Genomic DNA, 18766 nt, shown 5'->3' with positions numbered 1-18766 from the left:
GATCCGTACACGATCCATACAACGATCTCGCCCGGTCGTGTACCGGGAGCGCGAGGTTGACAGCGGCGAGTGACGCAAGTTAGCTTTAGATACAAAGTTAATTTAAAAGCAAAGGAAGTGTGGGATGACCATCCTGGTGACGGGGGCGCGCGGGAACGTCGGGAGCGAGGTCGTCCGGGTGCTCCGCGAGGGCGGGCGCGAGGTGCGCGGGTCGGCGCGCGACGCGACTGCGCTGGATCTGCCGGACGCCGTGTCGCTGGACCTCACGGCCGAGGGCGGGTTCGAGGACGCGTTACGCGGGGTCGAGGCGGTTTTCTTGTATCCGACCCGAGCGAAAGGCGCGGCGGATTTCCTTGTGGCGGCTCGCAAAGCAGGCGTGTCCTACGTCGTCCTGCTGTCGTCGCCCGACGTCTATGAGGGTCCCGCGGACAATCCGATCCGGCGGGCGCATCTCCCCGCGGAGGCGGCGGTGGCGGAGTCCGGACTGCCGTTCACCGTGCTGTACCCGGGCTGGCTGGCGGGCAACACCCGGCGCGACTGGGGTGCGGCGATCCGGGCCGGGGAACCGGTGCGGCTCTTCTCGCCGGAGTCGCAGTGCACGCCGACGGCGGAGGCGGACGTGGCCGCAGTTGCCGCGAAGTTGCTCACGGAGCGTAGTTATCCGGGGCGGATGCTGGCGCTGACTGGGCCGGAGTCGATGACGCAGCGTGCGGTGGTGGAAACCCTTGCGGAGGAATTGGGTCGCTCGATCGAAGTGGCGACCGAAACGCGGAGCGAGGCACTGGCGCGGCGTCCGGAGTGGATGCCGAAGGCGGTGCTGGAGCATCTGATGGACGTGGAGGCGGCGGCGGTGGGCCGAGCAGCGCCGGTGAACAACACGGTGGAACGGTTCGCGGGAAGGGCGACGTCATTCCGCGAGTGGGCGCGGGCGAACAAAGACGATTTCGCGGAGCACCGACTGTCCGATGTGGACAAAGGCTAGGCGGGTTTCCAGCGAACTCCGGCGGGCCGCGACTGGGACTCGCACAGTTCCCGCACCGCGCGCAGCACCTCTTCGGCGGAAACCTCGCTCCCGGACGGCTGCGGGAAGTGCGCGCCCTGAAGGCTGAAGTAGTCGACCGGCTCCTCGCCCGCGCCGTCCGCGGGGAGGAAAGCCTCGCCGTTTTCGTGCCACACCAGGCTTCCCCGCGTGCCGCGCAGACCGGCGACCAGGTACGGCGTCCGCGGTTTCCGGCCCGCGTACAGCCACCAGACGACCCCGGCGTCCGGCATCGGCGGTCCGGCCGCGCGCAGGGCGGAGAGCACCTCGTCGGCAGCCGTCTCGGTGACGTCGTACCCGGTCCGGCGACGGGCGTTTTCGATGCTCGCCATGGTGCGCTCCGCTCGTGAAGTGTGCTGATACTACTCGGTGCCGATCGGCGAGCGACTTGTGGAACGGCTGGCGCGGAGCCGGGCCGCGCGCAGCGTCAGATAGCGCTGTTCGGCGGTGTTTCCGGTGCGGGCGGCGGCCGCGGTGTAGTGGCGGATGGCTTCCTCTCGCTCGCCGGCCAGCTCCAGCAGGTGCGCGCGGGCGGCGGCGAGGCGGTGGTGGCCGGGCAGCTGGTCGTCGAGCCCGGCCAGCATCGCGAGCCCGGCGTCCGGCCCGTGCACCATCGCAGTCGCGATCGCGCGGTTGAGCGTTACGACAGGGTTGCCGGTCAACGCTTCGAGCCGCGTGTACAGCGTGAGCACGCGCGGCCAATCGGTGTCTTCGGCCCGCAACGCGATGTCGTGCGTCGCCGCGATCGCGGCCTGCAGCCGGTATTCGCAGATTCCGTCGCGCGTCAACGCGGCGGTGATCAGCGCGACGCCTTCCCGGATCAGCGAACGGTCCCACCGCGCCCGGTCCTGGTCGGCGAGCGGGACGAGGTCGCCCTCCGGGCCGGTGCGGGCCGGACGGCGGGCGTCGGTGAGCAGCATCAGCGCGAGCAATCCGGCCGCTTCGCCGTCGTCCGGCAGCGCGGCGTGCAGCAGCCGGGCGAGCCGGATCGCCTCGGCGGACAGTTCGGTGCGGTGCAGGCGACGGGCCCCGCTGCTCGTGTATCCCTCGTTGAACACGAGGTACAGCACGTGCAGCACGGATCGCAGCCGCGCCTGCCGCTCGTCCGCGGCGGGCATCCGGAACGGCAGGCCGGACTTCTTGATTTTCGCCTTGGCCCGGCTGATCCGTTGCGCCATCGTGGTTTCCGGCACGAGGAACGCGCTGGCGATCTCCGCGGTCGTCAGCCCGCCGACGGCCCGCAAGGTCAGCGCGATCGCCGACGCCGAGGTCAGCGACGCGTGCGCGCACAGAAACAGCAGCGTCAGCGTGTCGTCCCGATCCGGCACGTCGGCGGCCAGCGGCTCGGCCGCGACGGTGTCCTCGCGCCGCCGCCGGGCCTGGTCGCTGCGGAAGCTGTCGATGATCCGGCGGCTGGCGGTCTGCAGCAGCCAGCCGCGCGGATTCTCCGGGATGCCCTCGGCAGGCCAATGCCGCACCGCGGCGAGGAGAGCCTCCTGCGTCGCGTCCTCGGCCGCGCCGAAATCGCCGGACCGGCGCACGAGGACGGCCAGGACCTGGGGCGCGAGCGTGCGCACCAGGTCCTCGACCTCGGTCTCCGGCATCAGACGACCGGCGCGCTCATCACCTGGCGCACCTCGATCGGCACCCGCAGCGGCGCGCCTTCCGGGCCCGGCGCGGCCGAAACGCGGGTGGCGATCTCCAGCGCCCGCGCCTCCGATTCGACGTCCACCACCCGGTATCCGGCCAGCAGCTCCTTGCCCTCCGGGAACGGGCCGTCGGTGACGACCGCCCCGCCCTTGCCGTCCGCGACCACGGTCTTCGCCGCTTCCGGACCGGCCAGTCCCTCCGCCTCGACGAGCTCCCCGGCGTCGGTCAGCTCGGCGTTGAGCACCTGCTGGAACCGGATGTGCGCGCGGATGTCCTCCGGAGCCCACTCCGGCAGCGGAATGTCGCAGTCTTCGCCCTGGGCGTAGGTCTGCAGCAGCATGTACTTCGGCATAGCGTTTCCTCCAGTGTCCGGCTCGCCGCTTCCGGGCGGGCTCACCAAGGGAACGGAACCCGCGCGCCGTCCTCGACACGCACCGCGGACATCTTGCCGGGAAAATCTCCGGAAGGCGGGCGGAACGGGTGGCGTGAGTCTCAGTGGCCGGGACGCCCGGATGGCCTAGCCGGTAAGTTGCGGGAAGCAACTCACCTGGAGGGAACCGTGAGCACGACGACCTTCGCCGCGGTGTCCGCGGTCAAGCAGCGTTCGGACACCGAGTTCAGCGTCGATCTCAGCCCGGCGTGGACCATCGGCGGCCGCCCGAACGGCGGCTACCTGCTGGCCACCATCGCCCGCGCGGCGACCGTCGTGGCCGGGCATCCGGACGTGCTGGCCGCCAGCGCGCACTACCTGCGCTCACCCGAACCGGGCCCGGCGGAGATCGAGGTCGAGCTGCTGCGCACCGGCCGGACCGCGAGCCAGCTGCGCGGACGGCTGCTCAAGGACGGCGTGCCGCAGGTCGAGGCCCTGCTGACGCTGGGCCTCCTCGGCGAGGCCGAGCCGTTCTGGCAGGACGGCGTGCCGCGGCCGGAGTTCGGGACGTTTTCGGACGAGCCGTGGGGCCCGGCCGAGCTGACGCCCGGCATCGCGATCCGCGACGAGATCGACGTGCGTTTCGACCGCCCGATGCTCGACGGGCCCAGCGGCCGCGGCGAGCTGCGCGCCCTGCTCTCCCTGCCCGGAGACGAGCCGTTCGACCCGGTCAGCCTGCTGTTCGCGGTCGACGCCCTGCCGCCGGCGACCTTCGACATCGCGCCGTCCGGCTGGGTCCCGACGCTCGAACTGACCGCCTACGTGCGGGCGCGTCCGGCTCCCGGTCCGGTGCGCGTGCTGCACCGCGCCCACCTCATCGGCGACGGGCGGGTCGACGAGTCCTGCCACGTGTGGGACAGCGCCGGGACGCTGGTCGCGCAGGGCACGCAGCTGGCCGGGATCCGGCTCGGCTGAGCCACTTGAGTCACTGCCCCGGGTACGGCTGCTGCTGCGGGTAGCCGGGGTACGGAGCGGGCGGCAGCGCACCGGGGGCGGGCGGCAGCGAGCTGGGGAACATCGGCGAGGTCGCTGGTGAACTCATCGACCTCAGCAGGTTTTCGACGGTCCTGCGGCGTGCGCCCGCGACGACCGCGACGGCTATGATTTCGAGCGCGAGGCCGAGCACGAACCAGAACAGGTGGTAGCTGGTCGAGTGCCTCGAGGTCGTGCTCGTAGCACCAGGTGGTCGCCTCCCCGTTGCGGGAAACCTCGCAGTACCAATGCGGTTTGGCGATCAGCACCATGATCAGCCCGACCCCGATGCCGGCCAGCCCGAGGACCATGAAGAAGACCTGCAGCATCCGCGCGAAGATCGACATGCGCGGAGCGGAGCGACCCGGTGCCCGCCGGGTCAGCGGGTTCCGGCAAGCGCCCCCGTCGTGACCAAGCGGTACCCGGTGCGCCCGGAGAACTCCGCCGTCAGCGCGAACCGGTCGCCGCGCACGAGCGTGTGCCGCCATTCGATCCGTTTGCCCGCGCTGGTGCCCAGGCGCCCGATGGAGAACGCGCCGACGGTTTCGCCGCAGCCCAGCAGGGTGCGTTCGGCCCGCGTCGGCACGACCGCGCGGATCTGCTCCTCGCCGTGGTCGAGCCGGACGCCGGTGCGGCGGTGGAGTTCTCCGTACAGGCTGGTGTGCTGGAAATCCGCGTCCAGCAGCGGCCGGGCGAGGTCGGCGGGCAGCCACACCCGGTCGACGGCCAGCGGGTCGTTTCCGGCCAGCCGCACGCGTTCCAGGTACAGCAGGGGAGTGGAGCCCTCCAGCGACAAGCGTTCGGCGACCACCGCGTCCGCGCGGATGTCGAGCCGGCGCACGACGCTGTGCTGGTCGAGCCCGGCCTCCTCGACCGCGGCGAACAGGCTGTAGAGCGCGCCGAGCGGCTGCTGGATCTCGGCGGCCGCGGCGACGCGGGGCTGGCGTCCGCGTTCGGCGATGAGCGTGCCGTCCGCGCGCAGTTCCCGCAGTGCCTGCCGGACCGTCTGCCTGCTGACGCTGTATTCGTCGGCGAGCGCCAGTTCCCCGGGGAACGCGCCGTCGAACTCCCCGGCGCGGATGCGCACCAGCAGCCGCTGCTGCAACTGCCGCCACAGGGGCTCCCCGCCGGTGCGCACCAGCTCTGCCTCGCCCATGCCGGGAACAGTACCGCTTGCCAAATGTACGGACAGCTCTTAGATTAAATGTACGTACATTACCGAGGAGGCTGGCAGTGCGCACAGGAGTGAACCGGTGACCGGCGCGGCGCTGGGAGCGACGCGCGCGACGGTGCAGTGGCGGGCCAAGCTCGCCCGCCCGGTGCCGGGGCTCGCGGTCGCGCTGCTGGTCGCGGCGGTGGCGACGGCGGGCGGGAAGCTCGTTCCGGTGGTCGGCGGGCCGGTGCTCGCGATCCTGCTCGGCGCGGTCGCCGGCGCGGTCGTGCCGGGACTGCGCGGCTGGCGGTTCAGCCCGGGGTACGCCGTCGCGTCGCGTCCGGTGCTGCAGCTGTCGATCGTCGTGCTGGGCACGGGGTTGTCGATCCAGCAGGTGGTGCACGTCGGCGGGCAGTCGCTGCCGGTGATGCTCGGCACGCTCGCGGTCGCGCTCGGCGGCGCGTGGGTGCTCGGCAGGCTGCTCGGCGTCCGCGGGGACACGCAGACGCTGATCGGCGTCGGCACCGGCATCTGCGGTGCGTCCGCGATCGCGGCGACCAGCGCGGTGCTGAAGCCGAAGGAAGCCGATATCGCTTACGCGCTCGGCACGATCTTCACCTTCAACGTCGCCGCGGTCCTGCTGTTCCCGCCGCTCGGGCACGCACTCGGGATGTCGCCGCACGCCTTCGGCCTGTGGGCCGGAACCGCGGTGAACGACACGTCCTCCGTCGTCGCGGCTTCCTACGCCTACGGCGGCGACGCCGGCTCGTACGGCCTCGTCGTGAAGCTCACCCGCACGCTCACGCTGATTCCGATCGTGCTGTTCCTCGCCGTGCTCGTCGCGCGCAAACAGGCGGGCGGCGGCCGGGTTTCCTTGCGCGCCATGCCTTGGCACCGGCTGGTGCCGCCGTTCCTGATCGGCTTCCTCGCCGCCGCCACCGTGGAGAGCGCGGGCTGGATCCCGGAATCGTGGCACGCGCCGCTGTCGACGCTCGGCACCTTCCTGATCACCATGGCGCTCGCCGGGATCGGCCTCGCGCTCAAGCCGTCCGACCTGCGCAAAGCGGGACACAAGCCGCTGCTGATGGGGGCCATCCTGTGGATCGCGGTCGCCGCGTCCAGCCTCGGGCTGCAGGCGCTGACCGGCGGGATGTGACGCGCTAGCGCACGCGCGGATTCCGCTTCCGCCGCCTGCGCGCGGCAATCACCGCGAAGAGCCGGGACACCCCTCGTCTCCGGCGCACGAACACCACGGATTCGCCGCGTGGGCCCGATTCGGCCCGCGCGGCGGTTTCGGTTCGCGGGCCGAATCGCCGGAGCCCGGCGGCGAACTCGGCCGGGTCGCCGCCGACGTCCGGGTGGTGGGTGCGCACGAACCGGCGGTAGGCCGCCTTGTCGGCTTCGGACCACGCCATCCGCTCGTCCTTCCCCGGTTGAGGGTTTTGCCCGCCGTTCCTGCCGGAAGCCGGCACGGAGTGCCAACCGGCAGTTCAACGATACTGTTCAAGCACATGACCGAGCAGATCGCACTCGACCTCTCCGAGCTTCGAGCCGTCACCGCGTACGCGGTGGCCTGTGCCGAGCCCGCGCTGCCGATCTTCGAACAAGCCCGTCCGGCCGATCGCCGCCCGCACGACGCGATCGAGGCGGCGCGGGCGTTCGCTGAGGGAGCCAAGCGCAGCAAGGCGATCCGGGACAGCGCGTGGGCGGCGCAACGGGCGTATCAGGAAACCCGCGACGCTGGCCAGGTCGCGGCGAGCGAGGCCGCGCGGGCTGCTGTCGCCGCTGCCGGGGCGGCGTTTCTGCACCCGCTGGCGAAGGCGACGCAGGTGTGGCACATCCTCGGCTCAGCTGGCCATGCGGCGTACGCGTTCGAGTTGGCCGGGATGCGGGTTCAGCACCCGGCGGCCGATCCGGTGGTCGTCCGGGTGCTGTCGCGGTATCCGAAGGCCCCGGGCGGTCGCGGGCGGGCGGGGGAGTTGGTGCGCGAGCTGGATGCGTTGCTGCGCAAGGACTAGCGAGCCCGCTCCACCCGGCGTTCGTCCCAGACCGGTTCCGGGGTTTCGCGCACCACGCCGTCCGAGCCGAAGACCAGGTAGCGGTCGAACGAGCGCGCGAACCAGCGGTCGTGGGTGACCGCGAGCACCGTGCCCTCGTAGGACTCCAGCCCCTCCTGCAACGCCTCGGCCGATTCCAGGTCGAGGTTGTCCGTCGGCTCGTCCAGCAGCAGCGCGGTGGTCCCGGCCAGTTCCAGCAACAGGATCTGGAACCGCGCCTGCTGCCCGCCGGACAGCCGGTCGAACACCTGCTCGCCCTGGCGGTGCAGTTCGTACCGGCGCAGCGCGGCCATCGCCGCGCCGCGATCGGCCGCGTGTTCCGTCCACAGCACGTCGACCAGCGTGCGGCCGGTGAGCTCCGGGCGGGCGTGCGTCTGCGCGAAATGGCCGGGCACGACGCGCGCGCCGGTCTTCCAGCCGCCGGTGTGCGCGACCTCGCCGCCCGCGAGCAGGCGCAGGAAGTGCGACTTCCCGGATCCGTTCGAACCGAGCACCGCCACGCGCTCGCCGAAGAAAATCTCCAGCGAGAACGGCTTCATCAGGCCGGTGAGCTCCAGGTTCGCGCAGGTCACCGCGCGCACGCCGGTGCGGCCGCCGCGCAGCCGCATCCGGATGTCCTGCGGCCGCGGCGGTTCCGGCGGGGGACCGGCCTCCTCGAATTTCCGGAGCCGGGTCTGCGCCGCCTTGTACCGCGACGCCATCTCGTCGCTGCGCGCGGCGTACTGCTGCATGTCCCGGACGAGCCGTTTGAGCTGGGCGTGTTTCTCGTCCCAGCGCCGGCGCAACTCGTCGTAGCGGGCGAAGCGTTCCTGCCGCGCCTCGTGATACGTGGCGAAACCGCCTCCGTGCACCCAGGCGTCCGCGCCGTCGCCGCCCGGCTCGACGCTCACGATCTTGTCCGCCGCCCGCGCGAGCAGTTCGCGGTCGTGCGACACGAACAGGACGGTTTTGCGGGTTTCCTTCAGCCGGGCTTCGAGCCAGCGTTTGCCGGGCACGTCGAGATAGTTGTCCGGCTCGTCCAGCAGCAGCACCTCGTCCGTCCCGCGCAGTAAAGCTTCCAGCACGAGCCGTTTCTGCTCGCCGCCGCTGAGCGTGCGCACGAGCCGCCACCGCGCGCGGTCGAACGGCACGCCGAGCGCCTCGGTCGTGCACATGTCCCAGGTGGTCTCGAACTCGTATCCGCGGGCTTCGGCCCAGTCGCTGAGCGCCTGCGCGTACTGCATTTGCGCGGCCTCGTCGTCGACCTCCAGCATCCGCTCCTCGGCCGCGTCGACCGCCCTGGCAGCGTCGCGAACCCGTTGCGGGGCAACCGAAACCAGCAGATCCCGCACCGTTCGCTCGTCGCGCACCGACCCGACGAACTGCGCCATCACGCCCAGCCCGCCGGACACCGTGACCGCGCCCTCGTCCGCCTTCAGCTCTCCCGACAACATGCGCAGCAAGGTGGTCTTGCCCGCGCCGTTGGGGCCGACCAGCGCGACGACCGCGCCCTCGCCGACCCGGAACGAGACGTCGCCGAGCAGCGGACGCCCGTCGGGCAGCACGTAGCGCAGGTGCGCGGCCTCCAAATGCCCCATGTCCCGGCACTCTACCCAGGCCGCCGCGAATCGCCGCACGGTTTTTGAGCCGTCCACAGAGGACAGTGGCGGCCCCGGCCGGAACCGGAGCCGCCACTCGCGAAAGCCGCGCTTACGCCTTGCGCTGCATGCTCTCCCGTGCCGGGTTGGCCTGCTCGCCCGCCTTCGGGTCCTTCTCGTTCTGCTTCGCGCGCACGCCGGACTCGACGCGGTCGCCGAGATCCTTGTCGACGTTGTGCCAGTACTCGAAGGCCCGCTTCAGCACCGGCTCGGACACGCCGTTCAGCAGATGCCCGACGATGTTGTCCACCAGCCGCTCGCGCTCGGCGTCGTTGAGGACGTCGCGAACCATGGTGCCTGCCTGGCCCCAGTCGTCGTCCTCGGCGTGGTCGACGTAGGCCGACCGGACCATCTCGCCGTCGGAATGCCAGCCCGCGGGCGTGCCGTAGCGTTCCGTGTCGGCGCGCGGGCCGCCCTTGGAGTTCGGCGCGTACACCGGGTCCGAGACCTTGGTGTAGCGCATCGCGCCGTCCTTGCTGTAGCTGTGCACCGGCGCGGTCGGCGCGTTCACCGGCAGCTGCTTGTAGTTCGCGCCGATCCGGTACCGGTGTGCGTCGGCGTAGGCGAACAGCCTGCCCAGCAGCATCCGGTCCGGGCTCGGGCCGATGCCGGGCACCAGGTTGTTCGGTTCGAACGCGGCCTGTTCGATCTCGGTGTGGTGGTCGGTCGGGTTCCGGTCGAGGGTCATCTTCCCGACCTCGATCAGCGGGTAGTCGCCGTGCGGCCACACCTTCGTCAGGTCGAACGGGTTGAACCGGTAGTTCTTCGCGTCCTCGAACGGCATCACCTGGACGTGCAGCGTCCAGCTCGGGTAGTCGCCGCGCTCGATCGCCTCGAACAGGTCGCGGGTGTGGTAGTCGGTGTCCGCCGACGCCATCTGGTCGGCCTCGTGCTGGGTGAAGTGCTCGACGCCCTGGTCGGTCTTGAAGTGGTACTTGACCCAGAACTTCTCGCCCGCGGCGTTGACCCACATGTAGGTGTGCGAGCTGTAGCCGTTCATGTGCCGCCACGTGCGCGGGATCCCCCGGTCGCCCATCAGCCAGGTGACCTGGTGAGCCGATTCGGGGGAGAGCGTCCAGAAGTCCCACTGCATGTCGTGGTCGCGCAGGTTGTTGTCGGCACGGCGTTTCTGCGACCGGATGAAGTGCTGGAACTTCAGCGGGTCCTTGATGAAGAACACCGGGGTGTTGTTGCCGACGAGGTCGTAGTTGCCCTCGGCGGTGTAGAACTTCAGCGCGAACCCGCGCGGGTCGCGCCAGGTGTCCGGGCTGCCGCGTTCGCCCGCCACGGTGGAGAACCGGGCGGCCATCTCGGTCTTCGCGCCCGGCTGGAACACCGCCGCCTTGGTGAAGCGGCTGACGTCGTTGGTCACCTCGAAGTGCCCGAACGCGCCGCTGCCCTTCGCGTGCGGCTGCCGCTCCGGCACCCGCTCCCGGTTGAACTGCGCCATCTGCTCGATCAGGTAGTGGTCCTGCAGCAGGATCGGGCCGCCCGGGCCGACGGTGAGCGAATGCTCGTCGCTCTCGGCCGGGATCCCGGCGTCCGTCGTGGTCGCCGGGGGTTTCGGTTCTTCGGTCATCTCGCGAGCTCCTCGTGGTGGTCGGAAACGGCGGAGCAGTCCGGGCACAGACCCCAGAAGACGATCTCGGCCTCGTCCACGGCGAACCCGTGCCGGTCGTGCGGCGTGAGGCAGGGGGCCTCGCCGCGGACGCAGTCGACGTCCTCGGCCCGGCCGCAGCGGCGGCACACCAGGTGGTGGTGGTTGTCGCCGGTCCGCCGTTCGAACCGCGCCGGATGCCCGGACAGCTCGATCCGGCGGACGAGTCCCGCGTCGCCGCACGCGGCGAGCACGTCGTAGACCGCCTGGATCGACACGCTGCCCAGGCTTTCGCGCACTCCCGCCGCGATCGCCTCGACGGTCGCGTGCGGGTGCTCGCCGAGCCAGCCGAGCACGGCTAGCCGAGGCTTGGTGACGCGCAGGCCCGCTGCCCGCAGCGTCGCCGCCGAGTCCGGCATCGGAGTCCTCCCCGGGATCTGGAACCGCTCCAGTTCCGCCGGTTACCCCGTCTCCGCGGCGCTCACACCTGGGTGTCACCCACCGGTCGGACGAGCTCGGCGAGATGCGTGCGAAGGACGGCGACGCATTCGCCGGCCGTGGTGAGGTCCGGCTGCAGCACGGCCCGGAACGCGATCCCGTCGATGAGCGCGGCCAGCCGGGGCGCTTCGACTTCGGGGTCCTTCGGCTCGAACCGGCCGCTGCGGGCTTGCGCGTCGAGGATGCGGCGGGCCAGCGTCACAGTGCCTTGAACCGCTTCCCTGGCCAGGTCGTCCAGGCCCGGATCGGCGCGCGCGGCTATCAGGAATTCCACCAGCACGGTGACTTCGGTGCGCCGGCGCTCGTCCAGCGGCAGCAGCTCGGACAGGAACTCGGTGAGCTGGTCGACAGCCTCCTCCGGCGACAGTTCCGACAGCGAACCCGTCTTCTCGCGGCGTTCGACGAGCCGGGCGGTCGTCCGGTCGATGGTGGTGCGCATCGCGAACCGCATCAGCGCGTGCTGGCTGTCGAAGTAATGCCGCACCGAGCCGATGTTCAGCCCCGATTCCGCGGCGACCGCGCGCAGCGAGACCGCGTGCAGCCCGCCTTTCGCGGCCAGCCGCAGCACCGCGTCGGCGATGTGCGCGCGCCGCTCTTCCCCGTCCACCACTCTAGGCACTGGACTTTTATATCACATGCGTGATAGAAACGTTTTGTATCACAGGTGTGACAGAAAAGGGGTGCGCTGTGGAGACGGTGCTGAACATCCTGCTGATCCGGTTCGGCATCATCGCCGGGATCGTCGTGGTCGTCGGGCTGGGCGCGTTCGCGCTGATCGTGTCCCTGCGGCGGCGCGGCAAGGGGGAGCGCGTGCGGGAGGGCGCGGCGACGCTGGCGAAATCCGCCGCTGCGGCGATGGACCGGCGCGGGGCGCGGGGCGTGCGCGGACGCGTCGGCGGCGAGGTCGTGCGGCAGGCCGCGCGGTGGCTGGACGAGGACCCGGGCCGGAAACGGTCCGGCCGGTGACCGCGGTGCTGCTCGCCGGCGGGGACGAGATGCTCCAGCACCTCGTGCACGATCTGCTCGTGAAGGGGCTGATCGTGCTGGGCGCGGTGCTGGTGGCGGTCATCGGAGCGGTGGTGATCTGGAAGAAGGTGGGGCGCTGAGGCTTGGGTCCCGCGGATTCCGCCGCGCCGTTCGGCGGGTTGACCCCGCGCGGTACGCGACACGTGGCGGTGCCTGCCCGCGCCGGAATTTCGGCAGGATGGAGTCTTCACCTGGAAGACGGAGGACGTTGATGAGTTATCCGTTCGATCCCGAAATCGCCGCCGCGATCCCGATGCTGCCCGAGACCGACTTCCGCGACGTGGCCGCTTCGCGGGCGGGCATGGCCGAGCTGATCGCCTCGATGCAGGGCGAGTTCGACGCCACCGGCGTGACCACGCGCGACGAGGCCGTGCCCGGTCCCGAGGGCGCGCCGGACGTCCCGGTCCGTATTTACACTCCCGATCGCGTCGCGACGAAGGCGCTGCTGTTCGACATCCACGGCGGCGGTTTCGCGCTCGGCGACTTGGAGGTCGACCACGCGACCAATGTCGAATTGGCGCGGGAACTCGGCGTCGTGATCGTGTCGGTCGAGTACCGGCTCGCGCCGGAGAATCCGTACCCGGCCGGGCTGGAGGACTGCTACGCGGCGCTCGAGTGGTCGGTCAAGCACGCCGGCGAACTGGGCGTCGACCCGGAAAAGGTGGTCGTCCACGGCGTGAGCGCGGGCGGCGGGCTGGCCGCGGCGCTGGCGTTGCTGGCGCGCGACCGCGGCGGCCCGGCGATCGCTTTCCAGTTCCTCTCCGTGCCCGAACTGGACGACCGCCTCGAGACCGGCAGCATGCGCCGGTTCTCCGATACGCCGATCTGGCACCGGGGGGCCGCCGAGTCGAGCTGGGACTACTACCTCGGCGGGCCGGGCGAACGCGGCGGCCCGGACGTCTCGGCCTATGCGGCACCGGCTCGGGCGGCCGATCTCTCGGGATTGCCGCCCGCGTACGTGTCGGTGATGGAGTTCGATCCGCTGCGGGACGAGGGAATCGCTTACGCACAGGGCCTTTTGGCGGCTGGAGTGTCCACGGAACTGCATTTGTTCCCGGGGACTTTCCACGGCTCGGCGGTGCTCCGGCACGCGACGGTGAGCCGCCGGGAGACCGCGGAACGCCGGGCGGTGCTGGCCCGGGTGCTGGGGGTCGAGCCGGGCTGAGGCCGGGCGCGCTGGGCAGGGGGTGGCTGGAATCGCCTGTCTCAGGCTGATTCCAGCCGCCTCTGCCGAGGTCGGCTGGGCGTGCATCCCCAAGTCGCGTTCGCGGTGGACAAACTTGGCTGAAGGCGTCGGGATCGTCGGTGGCGGGCGATAGACTGGAAAACGGGGGGCGCGGGCGTCGGTTTTCGCTTTGCCGCGTGAGGAATCGGCATTGCCCCGACCGTCGCTAACCGGTCCGTCGCGTGGCGGAACACGCCGAAATCGCTGCTCATCCACCACGCCGCGGCCAAGGGACCAAGTCATGCACAGACCCTGGTCCAAAGGCCGCGAAAACGCTGACGGGGACCCCGCCGCCGTCCCTCAACCAGATTCCGCCAACCTCCGCGCCGCCAGCGCCAGCCGAGCCCGGAACCGTCCCGCCGGATCGTCCAGGGTCCACCCCAGCGCGTCCTCCACGTGCGCCAGCCGCGCCGCCACCGAGCTGTGGTGCCGGTGCAGCGCGATCGCCGCCTGGCGAAGAGAACCCGTGCGGCAGAAGGCTTCCAGCGTCTCCAGATCACCGTTCTCGGCGAGCGCGTTCAACGCCAGCACGTCCGGCTGCGCGCGCAACCGCTCCGCCGGGATCTCCGCCAGCAGCGTCACCGCGCCGAGGTCCTCGTGCACGATCAACGGCCGCGATTTCGCCGCGAATCGTTTGGCCAGACGGGCTTGCAGCCACGAACTCCGAGCCGCCAGACCGTCGACCGCGTCGCCGACGCCCACCCGGACGGTGTCCGGAAGCGTGCGGTCCTTGGCCCGCAACGCCAGCGTCTCGCGCAACGTCGGAACCACCGAATCCGGACCCTCGCGCGGCTGCAGCACCACCGCGGCCACCCCGCCGACCACAGCCACCCGCGCGCCGAGCGGACCGCCGCGGGCGACCAGTGCGACCGCGTCCGCGCCGGCATCGCGACCCGCGCCCGAGGCGACCGCCACCACTCGCAGCGGGCGCGTGGTGTCCAAGCCGAGCAGGGTCAGCGCCCGGGTCCGGTCCTCGTCCGCCGCCTGCTCGCCCAGCACCAGTTCGACCAGTGCCGGGTCGGCCAGACGCGGTGCGGCGGGCGGCGGTTCGACGGGATTGAGCACCTTCGCCGAGATCGCGAGCCGTTCGAGCACCAGGACGTCGAGCGGGCCCGGCTCGCCCGCGCGTTCCAGCCAGACCCGCCCGGCGCCGTCGAGGTCCACGACGACGGCGCCGGGCGGCACCGGACCGTCGCCGCCGGGTTCGCCGGTCGGCCGGAACCGCAGCACGGTTCCGTCGACACAGTGAATTCCGGCTACGCATTCGGCAAGAAAAGCCGTGGCGCGCAGCAAATCCGGCAACGTCGCCCGGCAGGCGATCAGCTCGTCGAAATACGCGATGACGCGCACCGCCGTCTCCGCGCCGGAATCGACCGCCGACAACCGCAGCAGCAAGCCCTTCACGGTTTCCAGCTTAGCGCGGGTCTCAAGTGGACAGTCCGGCCAGCGGATGCAGCTCCTCCCACCGCGGGACGCGCGGCGGGAACCGAAGCGTCAGACCGGCTTCCGCGGGCGTGCGGTCGGCCTTGCGCGCGTTGCAGCTGCGGGCCGAACCGCCGCACGCGGCGACGGTGTTGAGCCAGCTCGTGCGCGGACCGCCGCGCGAAACCGGCGTGATGTGGTCGACCGTGGTGGCGCGGCGCCCGCAGTAGGCGCACGTGTGCCGGTCTCGCCGCAGCACGCCGGAACGGGACCAGCGCGGCGGCCCGGAATACCGCCATTTCATCACGACGTAACGCAGCAGCCGCACCACCTTCGGGCGGGGGAAGACCCCGAGGTCGGGCCCGTCGCTTTCGTGGACGACCGCGACCTGGCGGACCAGCATCCGGATGGCATGGGGGAGCGAGACGGTGTGCAGGGGCTCGTAGCCGGCATTGAGGACCAGGACTCCCATGGCGACGGGCACCTCCTTTCCGGGTGAAACGGGCCGCGAACGCAAAAGCCGCCCGGCCGGTGGTCCGGCGGGCGGCTCCTCGCTCACGGCGTGGCGGGCCACGTCATGGCGCGGAGCCGGGAATGCCCGACAGGTGCATGCGTTCGTCGCGGTGCGGCATTCCGTGGATCCTTTCGTGGCTGGACGGGTTCATCATCGCCGCCCGGCGCCGCCGCGTCAACGGAAAATGATCGTCCCGGTTTTCAAGATCCACAATGGACTAACGCGGGCGCGCGGAGGCGTTTTTCCGTTTCGGAGGCGTGCGGTACAGCTCGCCGAGCAAGGCCACCGCGGCGTGCGTGGCCGGATGCGGATCGTGGGCGCGCCAAGCGAGCTGGACCGGCACCGGCGGGGCGTCGCGCACCCGGCGGTACACAATGCCGTCGCGGCGATACTGCGTCACCGTCGAATGCGGGGTGACGCCGACGCAACGGCCGGTGGTGATGGTGGCGAGCCAGTCGTCGACGTCGTGGGTCAGCTCGATCCGCGGGCGCGCTTCCGGCGGCCACAATTCGGCGGAAGTGGTGCCCGTGCGCGGATCGACCACCAGCAGCCGCGACGCGAGATCGGCGAGCGTGACGGTGCGGCGGCGGACGAGCGGGTCGTCGACCGCCATGGCGCAGTAGCGTTCTTCGTGGCCGACAGTCGCGTGCGCGAACTTGCCCGAGGGCAGCTGATGACGTACCACCGCGAGATCGGCCAGCCCTTCCGACAGCCCGGCCGTCACCGTGTTGGCGCGTACGAGCAGCAGTTCGACATCCGGATACCGGGCGGCCCAGCGGCGCTGGAACTCCGCGGTGTGCTTGCCGATCGCCGACCACGCGGGGCCGATGCGCAGCCGCGTGTGCCCGGTGGTCGCTTCGCGGACGAGATCGTCGGCCTCGGCGAGCAGGTGCCGGGCGCGGGCGAGCACCTGGACGCCCGCGGTCGTCGGTTCGAGGCTCCGGCTGGTGCGATGCAACAGCTGTACGCCGAGAACCCGTTCCAGCGAAGCCAGATTCCGGGATACGGCCGCCTGCGAGACGCCGAGTTCCAGCGCGGCGTCGGTGAACGTCCCGGCGTCCACGATCGTCACGAGGCAGCGCAGCTGACGCAGCTCCAGATCCATGCATCCAGCGTATCGCTGCTGCGGTCAATGCATTTTGCGCATGGATCCGCCGGGCTCATGCTCGACCGCATGGCGACTACGGAACTGGCTCCGCGAACGCGCGGCGACGCCCGGGCGACCGGTGCCGCGATGCTGCTCGGAAGCGCGCTGTCCAACCAGGTCGGCGCGGCGACGGCGGCGCTCGCGTTCCCGGTGCTCGGCCCGCCGGGCGTGGTCGCGGTCCGCCAGTGGGTGGCGGCGGTGGTGCTGCTGGCGGTCGGACGGCCGCGGCTGCGGACGTTCACCGCGCGGCAGTGGTGGCCGGTGCTCGGTCTCGCCGCGGTGTTCGCGACGATGAATCTGTCGCTGTACACGGCGATCGACCGGATCGGCCTCGGGCTGGCCGTGACGCTCGAATTCCTCGGCCCGCTGGCGATCGCGCTGGCCGGTTCCCGGCGTCGAACGGACCTGGCGTGCGCGGTGGCCGCCGCGGTCGCGGTCGGGGCGCTGATGCGGCCGCGGCCGAGCGCCGACTACCTCGGGATCGGGCTCGCGCTGGTCGCCGCGTTGTGCTGGGCCTGCTACATCCTGCTGAACCGGACGGTCGGCCGCCGCCTTCCCGGTGCGGCGGGTTCGGCTGCCGCGGCCGGGGTGTCCGGTCTGCTTTACCTGCCGATCGGGGTGTTCGCGATGCTGCACCACCCGCCGACGCCCGGTGCGCTCGCGGCGGCGCTCACCGCCGGGCTGCTGTCGTCGGCGCTGCCGTTTCTCGTCGATCTGGCGGCGCTGCGGCGGGTCCCGGCGCAGTTCTTCGGAGCGTTCATGAGCGTCCACCCGGTGCTGGCCGCGCTCGTCGGGCTCGTGGTGCTGGACCAGCGGCTCGACGTCGTCGCGTGGGCCTCGATCGGGGTGATCGTGGCGGTGAACACGGTGACGGTGCTGAGGCGGGCCGGGTAATTGTCGGTGCGGCGGGCTAACGTAGGCGGCGCTGGCTAGGGAGGTGTGGCGTGGTGCGGATCGCGGATCAGGAGTGGCCGGCGACGGTCGTGCCCGCCGACGCGCGCGAACGCGCACAGGCGACGGGCGTGCTCGTCCGCCGCATGGGCTGGGTGTCCGAGCGGCTGACGCGGGAGGAACGCGACGACGTCGAGCGGCAGCTGGAATTCTGGTACTCCAACGGATACTGCCCGGACGCGCTGCTGATCGCCATGAGCGCGCTGCCGGACGGGACGCGCCAGCGACCGCGCCGGTCCAGCGAAAAGCCGGGGGACTTCCTGCGCTCGCGGATGAAGGGCTGGTTCGTCGACGAGTCCGCCGCCGCGGACCTGACCGAGGTGCGCGAGCCGCCGCGGCGCGGGCAGACCTTCGAGGCTTGGCTCGCGAACCGGCGCAAGCAGGCGGCGGACGAGGGCACGTATCAACGGCGCTCCCGCCTGACCGGCGCGGGGGAGCGGGCCCGGGCCGAGGTCCGCTCGATCGCGGCGTCCCGGCGGAAGGATCCGCTCGCGCGCGTGCGCGAGAGCGAACGTCGGCGTGCCGCGGCTTTGGAGAGCCTGCGGGTGGTCGGCGAGGCGGTCGAGGTGCCACCGCCGCCGGCTGAGACGCGTGCGACGCCGAGGATGGTCGCGTCGTTCGCCGGACGGCAGTCGCTGGCCGCGCACTCGCCGCAGGTGCTCCGGATTGTGGAGCGGTTGCGGGCGGAGAAGCGGGGGCCGTCGGCGGCGGAGCTGGCGGTGCTGCGGAACGCGGTCCGCGATGCCCACCACAATGCCGGGCTGGGCACGCTGGAGGCGGCGAGCGCGGAGGTCAACGACGTCGATTCGCTGACGCCGGACGGGCAGCGGATCAAGGATTTCCTCGCCCGTGCCGCCGATGATCGGCTGCCGCTTGACGCGACTGTGCGGTTGCTTCACTCGATGCGGTGAGCCTTGCGTGTCGGGTCACCCGTCGCGGGGATGGTGCTTCCAGACTCGCCCGGTGATGAACACGTCGATGGACGATGCCGGGCGCTGTTTGCTTTCGGTGGCGTGGAATATCCGGACCGGCGGTCCTCGGGCGGATCCGCGGGCGGATGAGGTGCGGGAGCGGTTGCGGACGGTGTGCCGCGAGTTGGGGCACGCGGCTTGCCGGTTCGCGGTGGGGGAGGCTGGCGGGGATCCGGTGCCGTTGCTGCGGTTGGCTGATCGGGCTTATGAGATCGATACGCTGCTGTTGCTGGTGGGGACGTCGCTGATTCCGGATTCGGGGCGGGATTCGCGGTGGTGGGGGGAGATCGAGGGGTTGGTGGCCGAGGTGGACGGGATGGTGGGGGAGGCTTCGTCTGTGCTGGGCGGGGTTTGTGGGGTTTTTGTTTGAGGGGGTGGGGGTGGGCTCGTCGCCTGGCGGCGACATTGCGCCTCGTCCTCGTGGGTGGGCACCCCGAAGCTGATTGTGACTACGGCGCGGGGGTGCTTGTCAAGGCG

Annotated in this window: 22 protein-coding genes; 10 read left to right on the top strand and 12 right to left on the bottom strand. The window is 71.3% G+C overall.

The features are described from left to right. Positions 1-124 precede the first annotated feature (124 nt). Positions 125-982, top strand: coding sequence for an SDR family oxidoreductase (locus tag ACZ7SW_RS27755; protein ID WP_470233293.1), 858 nt, complete (start codon positions 125-127; stop codon positions 980-982). Here the strand turns inward: ACZ7SW_RS27755 and ACZ7SW_RS27750 are convergent. Genes ACZ7SW_RS27750 through ACZ7SW_RS27740 form a run of 3 tightly spaced genes read right to left on the bottom strand, consistent with a single transcriptional unit; the run spans position 979 to position 3041 of the window. Beyond that, positions 979-1371: an Imm1 family immunity protein gene (locus tag ACZ7SW_RS27750; protein WP_470233292.1), complete on the bottom strand. Its 393-nt coding sequence runs from the start codon at positions 1369-1371 to the stop codon at positions 979-981. The two genes, ACZ7SW_RS27755 and ACZ7SW_RS27750, sit on opposite strands and share 4 nt — an antisense overlap. A gap of 30 nt (positions 1372-1401) precedes the next feature. After that, a complete protein-coding gene (locus ACZ7SW_RS27745; RefSeq protein WP_470233291.1) occupies positions 1402-2643 on the bottom strand; it encodes an RNA polymerase sigma factor in 1242 nt (413 codons plus the stop codon). After that, on the bottom strand, positions 2643-3041 hold the full coding sequence (locus ACZ7SW_RS27740) for a YciI family protein (protein WP_470233290.1): 399 nt from the start codon (positions 3039-3041) through the stop codon (positions 2643-2645). Before ACZ7SW_RS27740 ends, ACZ7SW_RS27745 begins: the two co-directional genes overlap by 1 nt. 207 nt (positions 3042-3248) lie before the next feature. Between ACZ7SW_RS27740 and ACZ7SW_RS27735 the strand changes: the two genes are divergently transcribed. Then, on the top strand, positions 3249-4034 hold the full coding sequence (locus ACZ7SW_RS27735) for a thioesterase family protein (protein WP_470233289.1): 786 nt from the start codon (positions 3249-3251) through the stop codon (positions 4032-4034). A gap of 436 nt (positions 4035-4470) precedes the next feature. Here the strand turns inward: ACZ7SW_RS27735 and ACZ7SW_RS27730 are convergent, their stop codons facing one another. Next, entirely contained in the window at positions 4471-5247 is a 777-nt protein-coding gene (locus ACZ7SW_RS27730; RefSeq protein WP_470233288.1) for a GntR family transcriptional regulator, read from the bottom strand. A 97-nt stretch (positions 5248-5344) separates the two neighbouring features. On the opposite strand from ACZ7SW_RS27730, the gene ACZ7SW_RS27725 reads away from it, so the two are divergent. After that, a complete protein-coding gene (locus tag ACZ7SW_RS27725) occupies positions 5345-6400 on the top strand; it encodes a YeiH family protein (protein WP_470233287.1) in 1056 nt (351 codons plus the stop codon). Positions 6401-6404: 4 nt separating this feature from the next. Here the strand turns inward: ACZ7SW_RS27725 and ACZ7SW_RS27720 are convergent, their stop codons facing one another. Then, entirely contained in the window at positions 6405-6659 is a 255-nt protein-coding gene (locus tag ACZ7SW_RS27720; RefSeq protein ID WP_470233286.1) for a hypothetical protein, read from the bottom strand. A gap of 96 nt (positions 6660-6755) precedes the next feature. On the opposite strand from ACZ7SW_RS27720, the gene ACZ7SW_RS27715 reads away from it, so the two are divergent. Then, a complete protein-coding gene (locus ACZ7SW_RS27715; protein WP_470233285.1) occupies positions 6756-7262 on the top strand; it encodes a putative immunity protein in 507 nt (168 codons plus the stop codon). Here ACZ7SW_RS27715 and ACZ7SW_RS27710 read toward each other — a convergent pair. The 4 genes from ACZ7SW_RS27710 to ACZ7SW_RS27695 all read right to left on the bottom strand — a co-directional run bounded on the left by ACZ7SW_RS27710 (position 7259) and on the right by ACZ7SW_RS27695 (position 11652). Further along, positions 7259-8878: an ABC-F family ATP-binding cassette domain-containing protein gene (locus tag ACZ7SW_RS27710; protein ID WP_470233284.1), complete on the bottom strand. Its 1620-nt coding sequence runs from the start codon at positions 8876-8878 to the stop codon at positions 7259-7261. The two genes, ACZ7SW_RS27715 and ACZ7SW_RS27710, sit on opposite strands and share 4 nt — an antisense overlap. Positions 8879-8990: 112 nt before the next feature. Continuing rightward, a complete protein-coding gene (locus ACZ7SW_RS27705; RefSeq protein WP_470233283.1) occupies positions 8991-10517 on the bottom strand; it encodes a catalase in 1527 nt (508 codons plus the stop codon). Beyond that, on the bottom strand, positions 10514-10954 hold the full coding sequence (locus ACZ7SW_RS27700; protein WP_470233282.1) for a Fur family transcriptional regulator: 441 nt from the start codon (positions 10952-10954) through the stop codon (positions 10514-10516). Before ACZ7SW_RS27700 ends, ACZ7SW_RS27705 begins: the two co-directional genes overlap by 4 nt. 62 nt (positions 10955-11016) lie before the next feature. Beyond that, entirely contained in the window at positions 11017-11652 is a 636-nt protein-coding gene (locus ACZ7SW_RS27695) for a TetR/AcrR family transcriptional regulator (protein ID WP_470233281.1), read from the bottom strand. 68 nt (positions 11653-11720) lie between these two features. Here ACZ7SW_RS27695 and ACZ7SW_RS27690 point away from each other — a divergent pair, with 68 nt between their 5' ends. The 3 genes from ACZ7SW_RS27690 (at position 11721) to ACZ7SW_RS27680 (ending at position 13224) form a co-directional block, all read left to right on the top strand. Continuing rightward, on the top strand, positions 11721-11999 hold the full coding sequence (locus ACZ7SW_RS27690; RefSeq protein ID WP_470233280.1) for a hypothetical protein: 279 nt from the start codon (positions 11721-11723) through the stop codon (positions 11997-11999). Beyond that, on the top strand, positions 11996-12139 hold the full coding sequence (locus ACZ7SW_RS27685; RefSeq protein ID WP_470233279.1) for a hypothetical protein: 144 nt from the start codon (positions 11996-11998) through the stop codon (positions 12137-12139). The genes ACZ7SW_RS27690 and ACZ7SW_RS27685 overlap by 4 nt, the downstream gene beginning before the upstream one ends. A gap of 131 nt (positions 12140-12270) precedes the next feature. Continuing rightward, a complete protein-coding gene (locus ACZ7SW_RS27680) occupies positions 12271-13224 on the top strand; it encodes an alpha/beta hydrolase (protein WP_470233278.1) in 954 nt (317 codons plus the stop codon). A gap of 360 nt (positions 13225-13584) precedes the next feature. On the opposite strand, the gene ACZ7SW_RS27675 is transcribed toward ACZ7SW_RS27680, so the two are convergent. The 3 genes from ACZ7SW_RS27675 to ACZ7SW_RS27665 all read right to left on the bottom strand — a co-directional run bounded on the left by ACZ7SW_RS27675 (position 13585) and on the right by ACZ7SW_RS27665 (position 16325). Continuing rightward, on the bottom strand, positions 13585-14688 hold the full coding sequence (locus ACZ7SW_RS27675; RefSeq protein ID WP_470233277.1) for a helix-turn-helix domain-containing protein: 1104 nt from the start codon (positions 14686-14688) through the stop codon (positions 13585-13587). A gap of 22 nt (positions 14689-14710) precedes the next feature. Beyond that, complete coding sequence (locus ACZ7SW_RS27670) at positions 14711-15178, bottom strand: HNH endonuclease (protein WP_344279158.1); 468 nt, start codon at positions 15176-15178, stop codon at positions 14711-14713. A 259-nt stretch (positions 15179-15437) separates the two neighbouring features. Next, on the bottom strand, positions 15438-16325 hold the full coding sequence (locus ACZ7SW_RS27665) for a LysR family transcriptional regulator (RefSeq protein ID WP_470233276.1): 888 nt from the start codon (positions 16323-16325) through the stop codon (positions 15438-15440). A 69-nt stretch (positions 16326-16394) separates the two neighbouring features. Between ACZ7SW_RS27665 and ACZ7SW_RS27660 the strand changes: the two genes are divergently transcribed. Genes ACZ7SW_RS27660 through ACZ7SW_RS27650 form a run of 3 tightly spaced genes read left to right on the top strand, consistent with a single transcriptional unit; the run spans position 16395 to position 18659 of the window. Next, on the top strand, positions 16395-17261 hold the full coding sequence (locus ACZ7SW_RS27660) for an EamA family transporter (protein ID WP_470233275.1): 867 nt from the start codon (positions 16395-16397) through the stop codon (positions 17259-17261). 50 nt (positions 17262-17311) lie between these two features. Continuing rightward, positions 17312-18229 carry a hypothetical protein gene (locus ACZ7SW_RS27655; protein ID WP_470233274.1) on the top strand — a complete coding sequence of 306 codons (918 nt, stop codon included), beginning with the start codon at positions 17312-17314 and terminating at the stop codon, positions 18227-18229. A 55-nt stretch (positions 18230-18284) separates the two neighbouring features. After that, positions 18285-18659 carry a hypothetical protein gene (locus tag ACZ7SW_RS27650; RefSeq protein WP_470233390.1) on the top strand — a complete coding sequence of 125 codons (375 nt, stop codon included), beginning with the start codon at positions 18285-18287 and terminating at the stop codon, positions 18657-18659. Positions 18660-18766 lie beyond the last annotated feature (107 nt).

The sequence above is a fragment of the Amycolatopsis sp. NPDC114484 genome (assembly GCF_055633755.1).
Note: the sequence above shows the minus strand (reverse complement) of the source record. Positions and strands in the feature narration are given on the sequence as shown.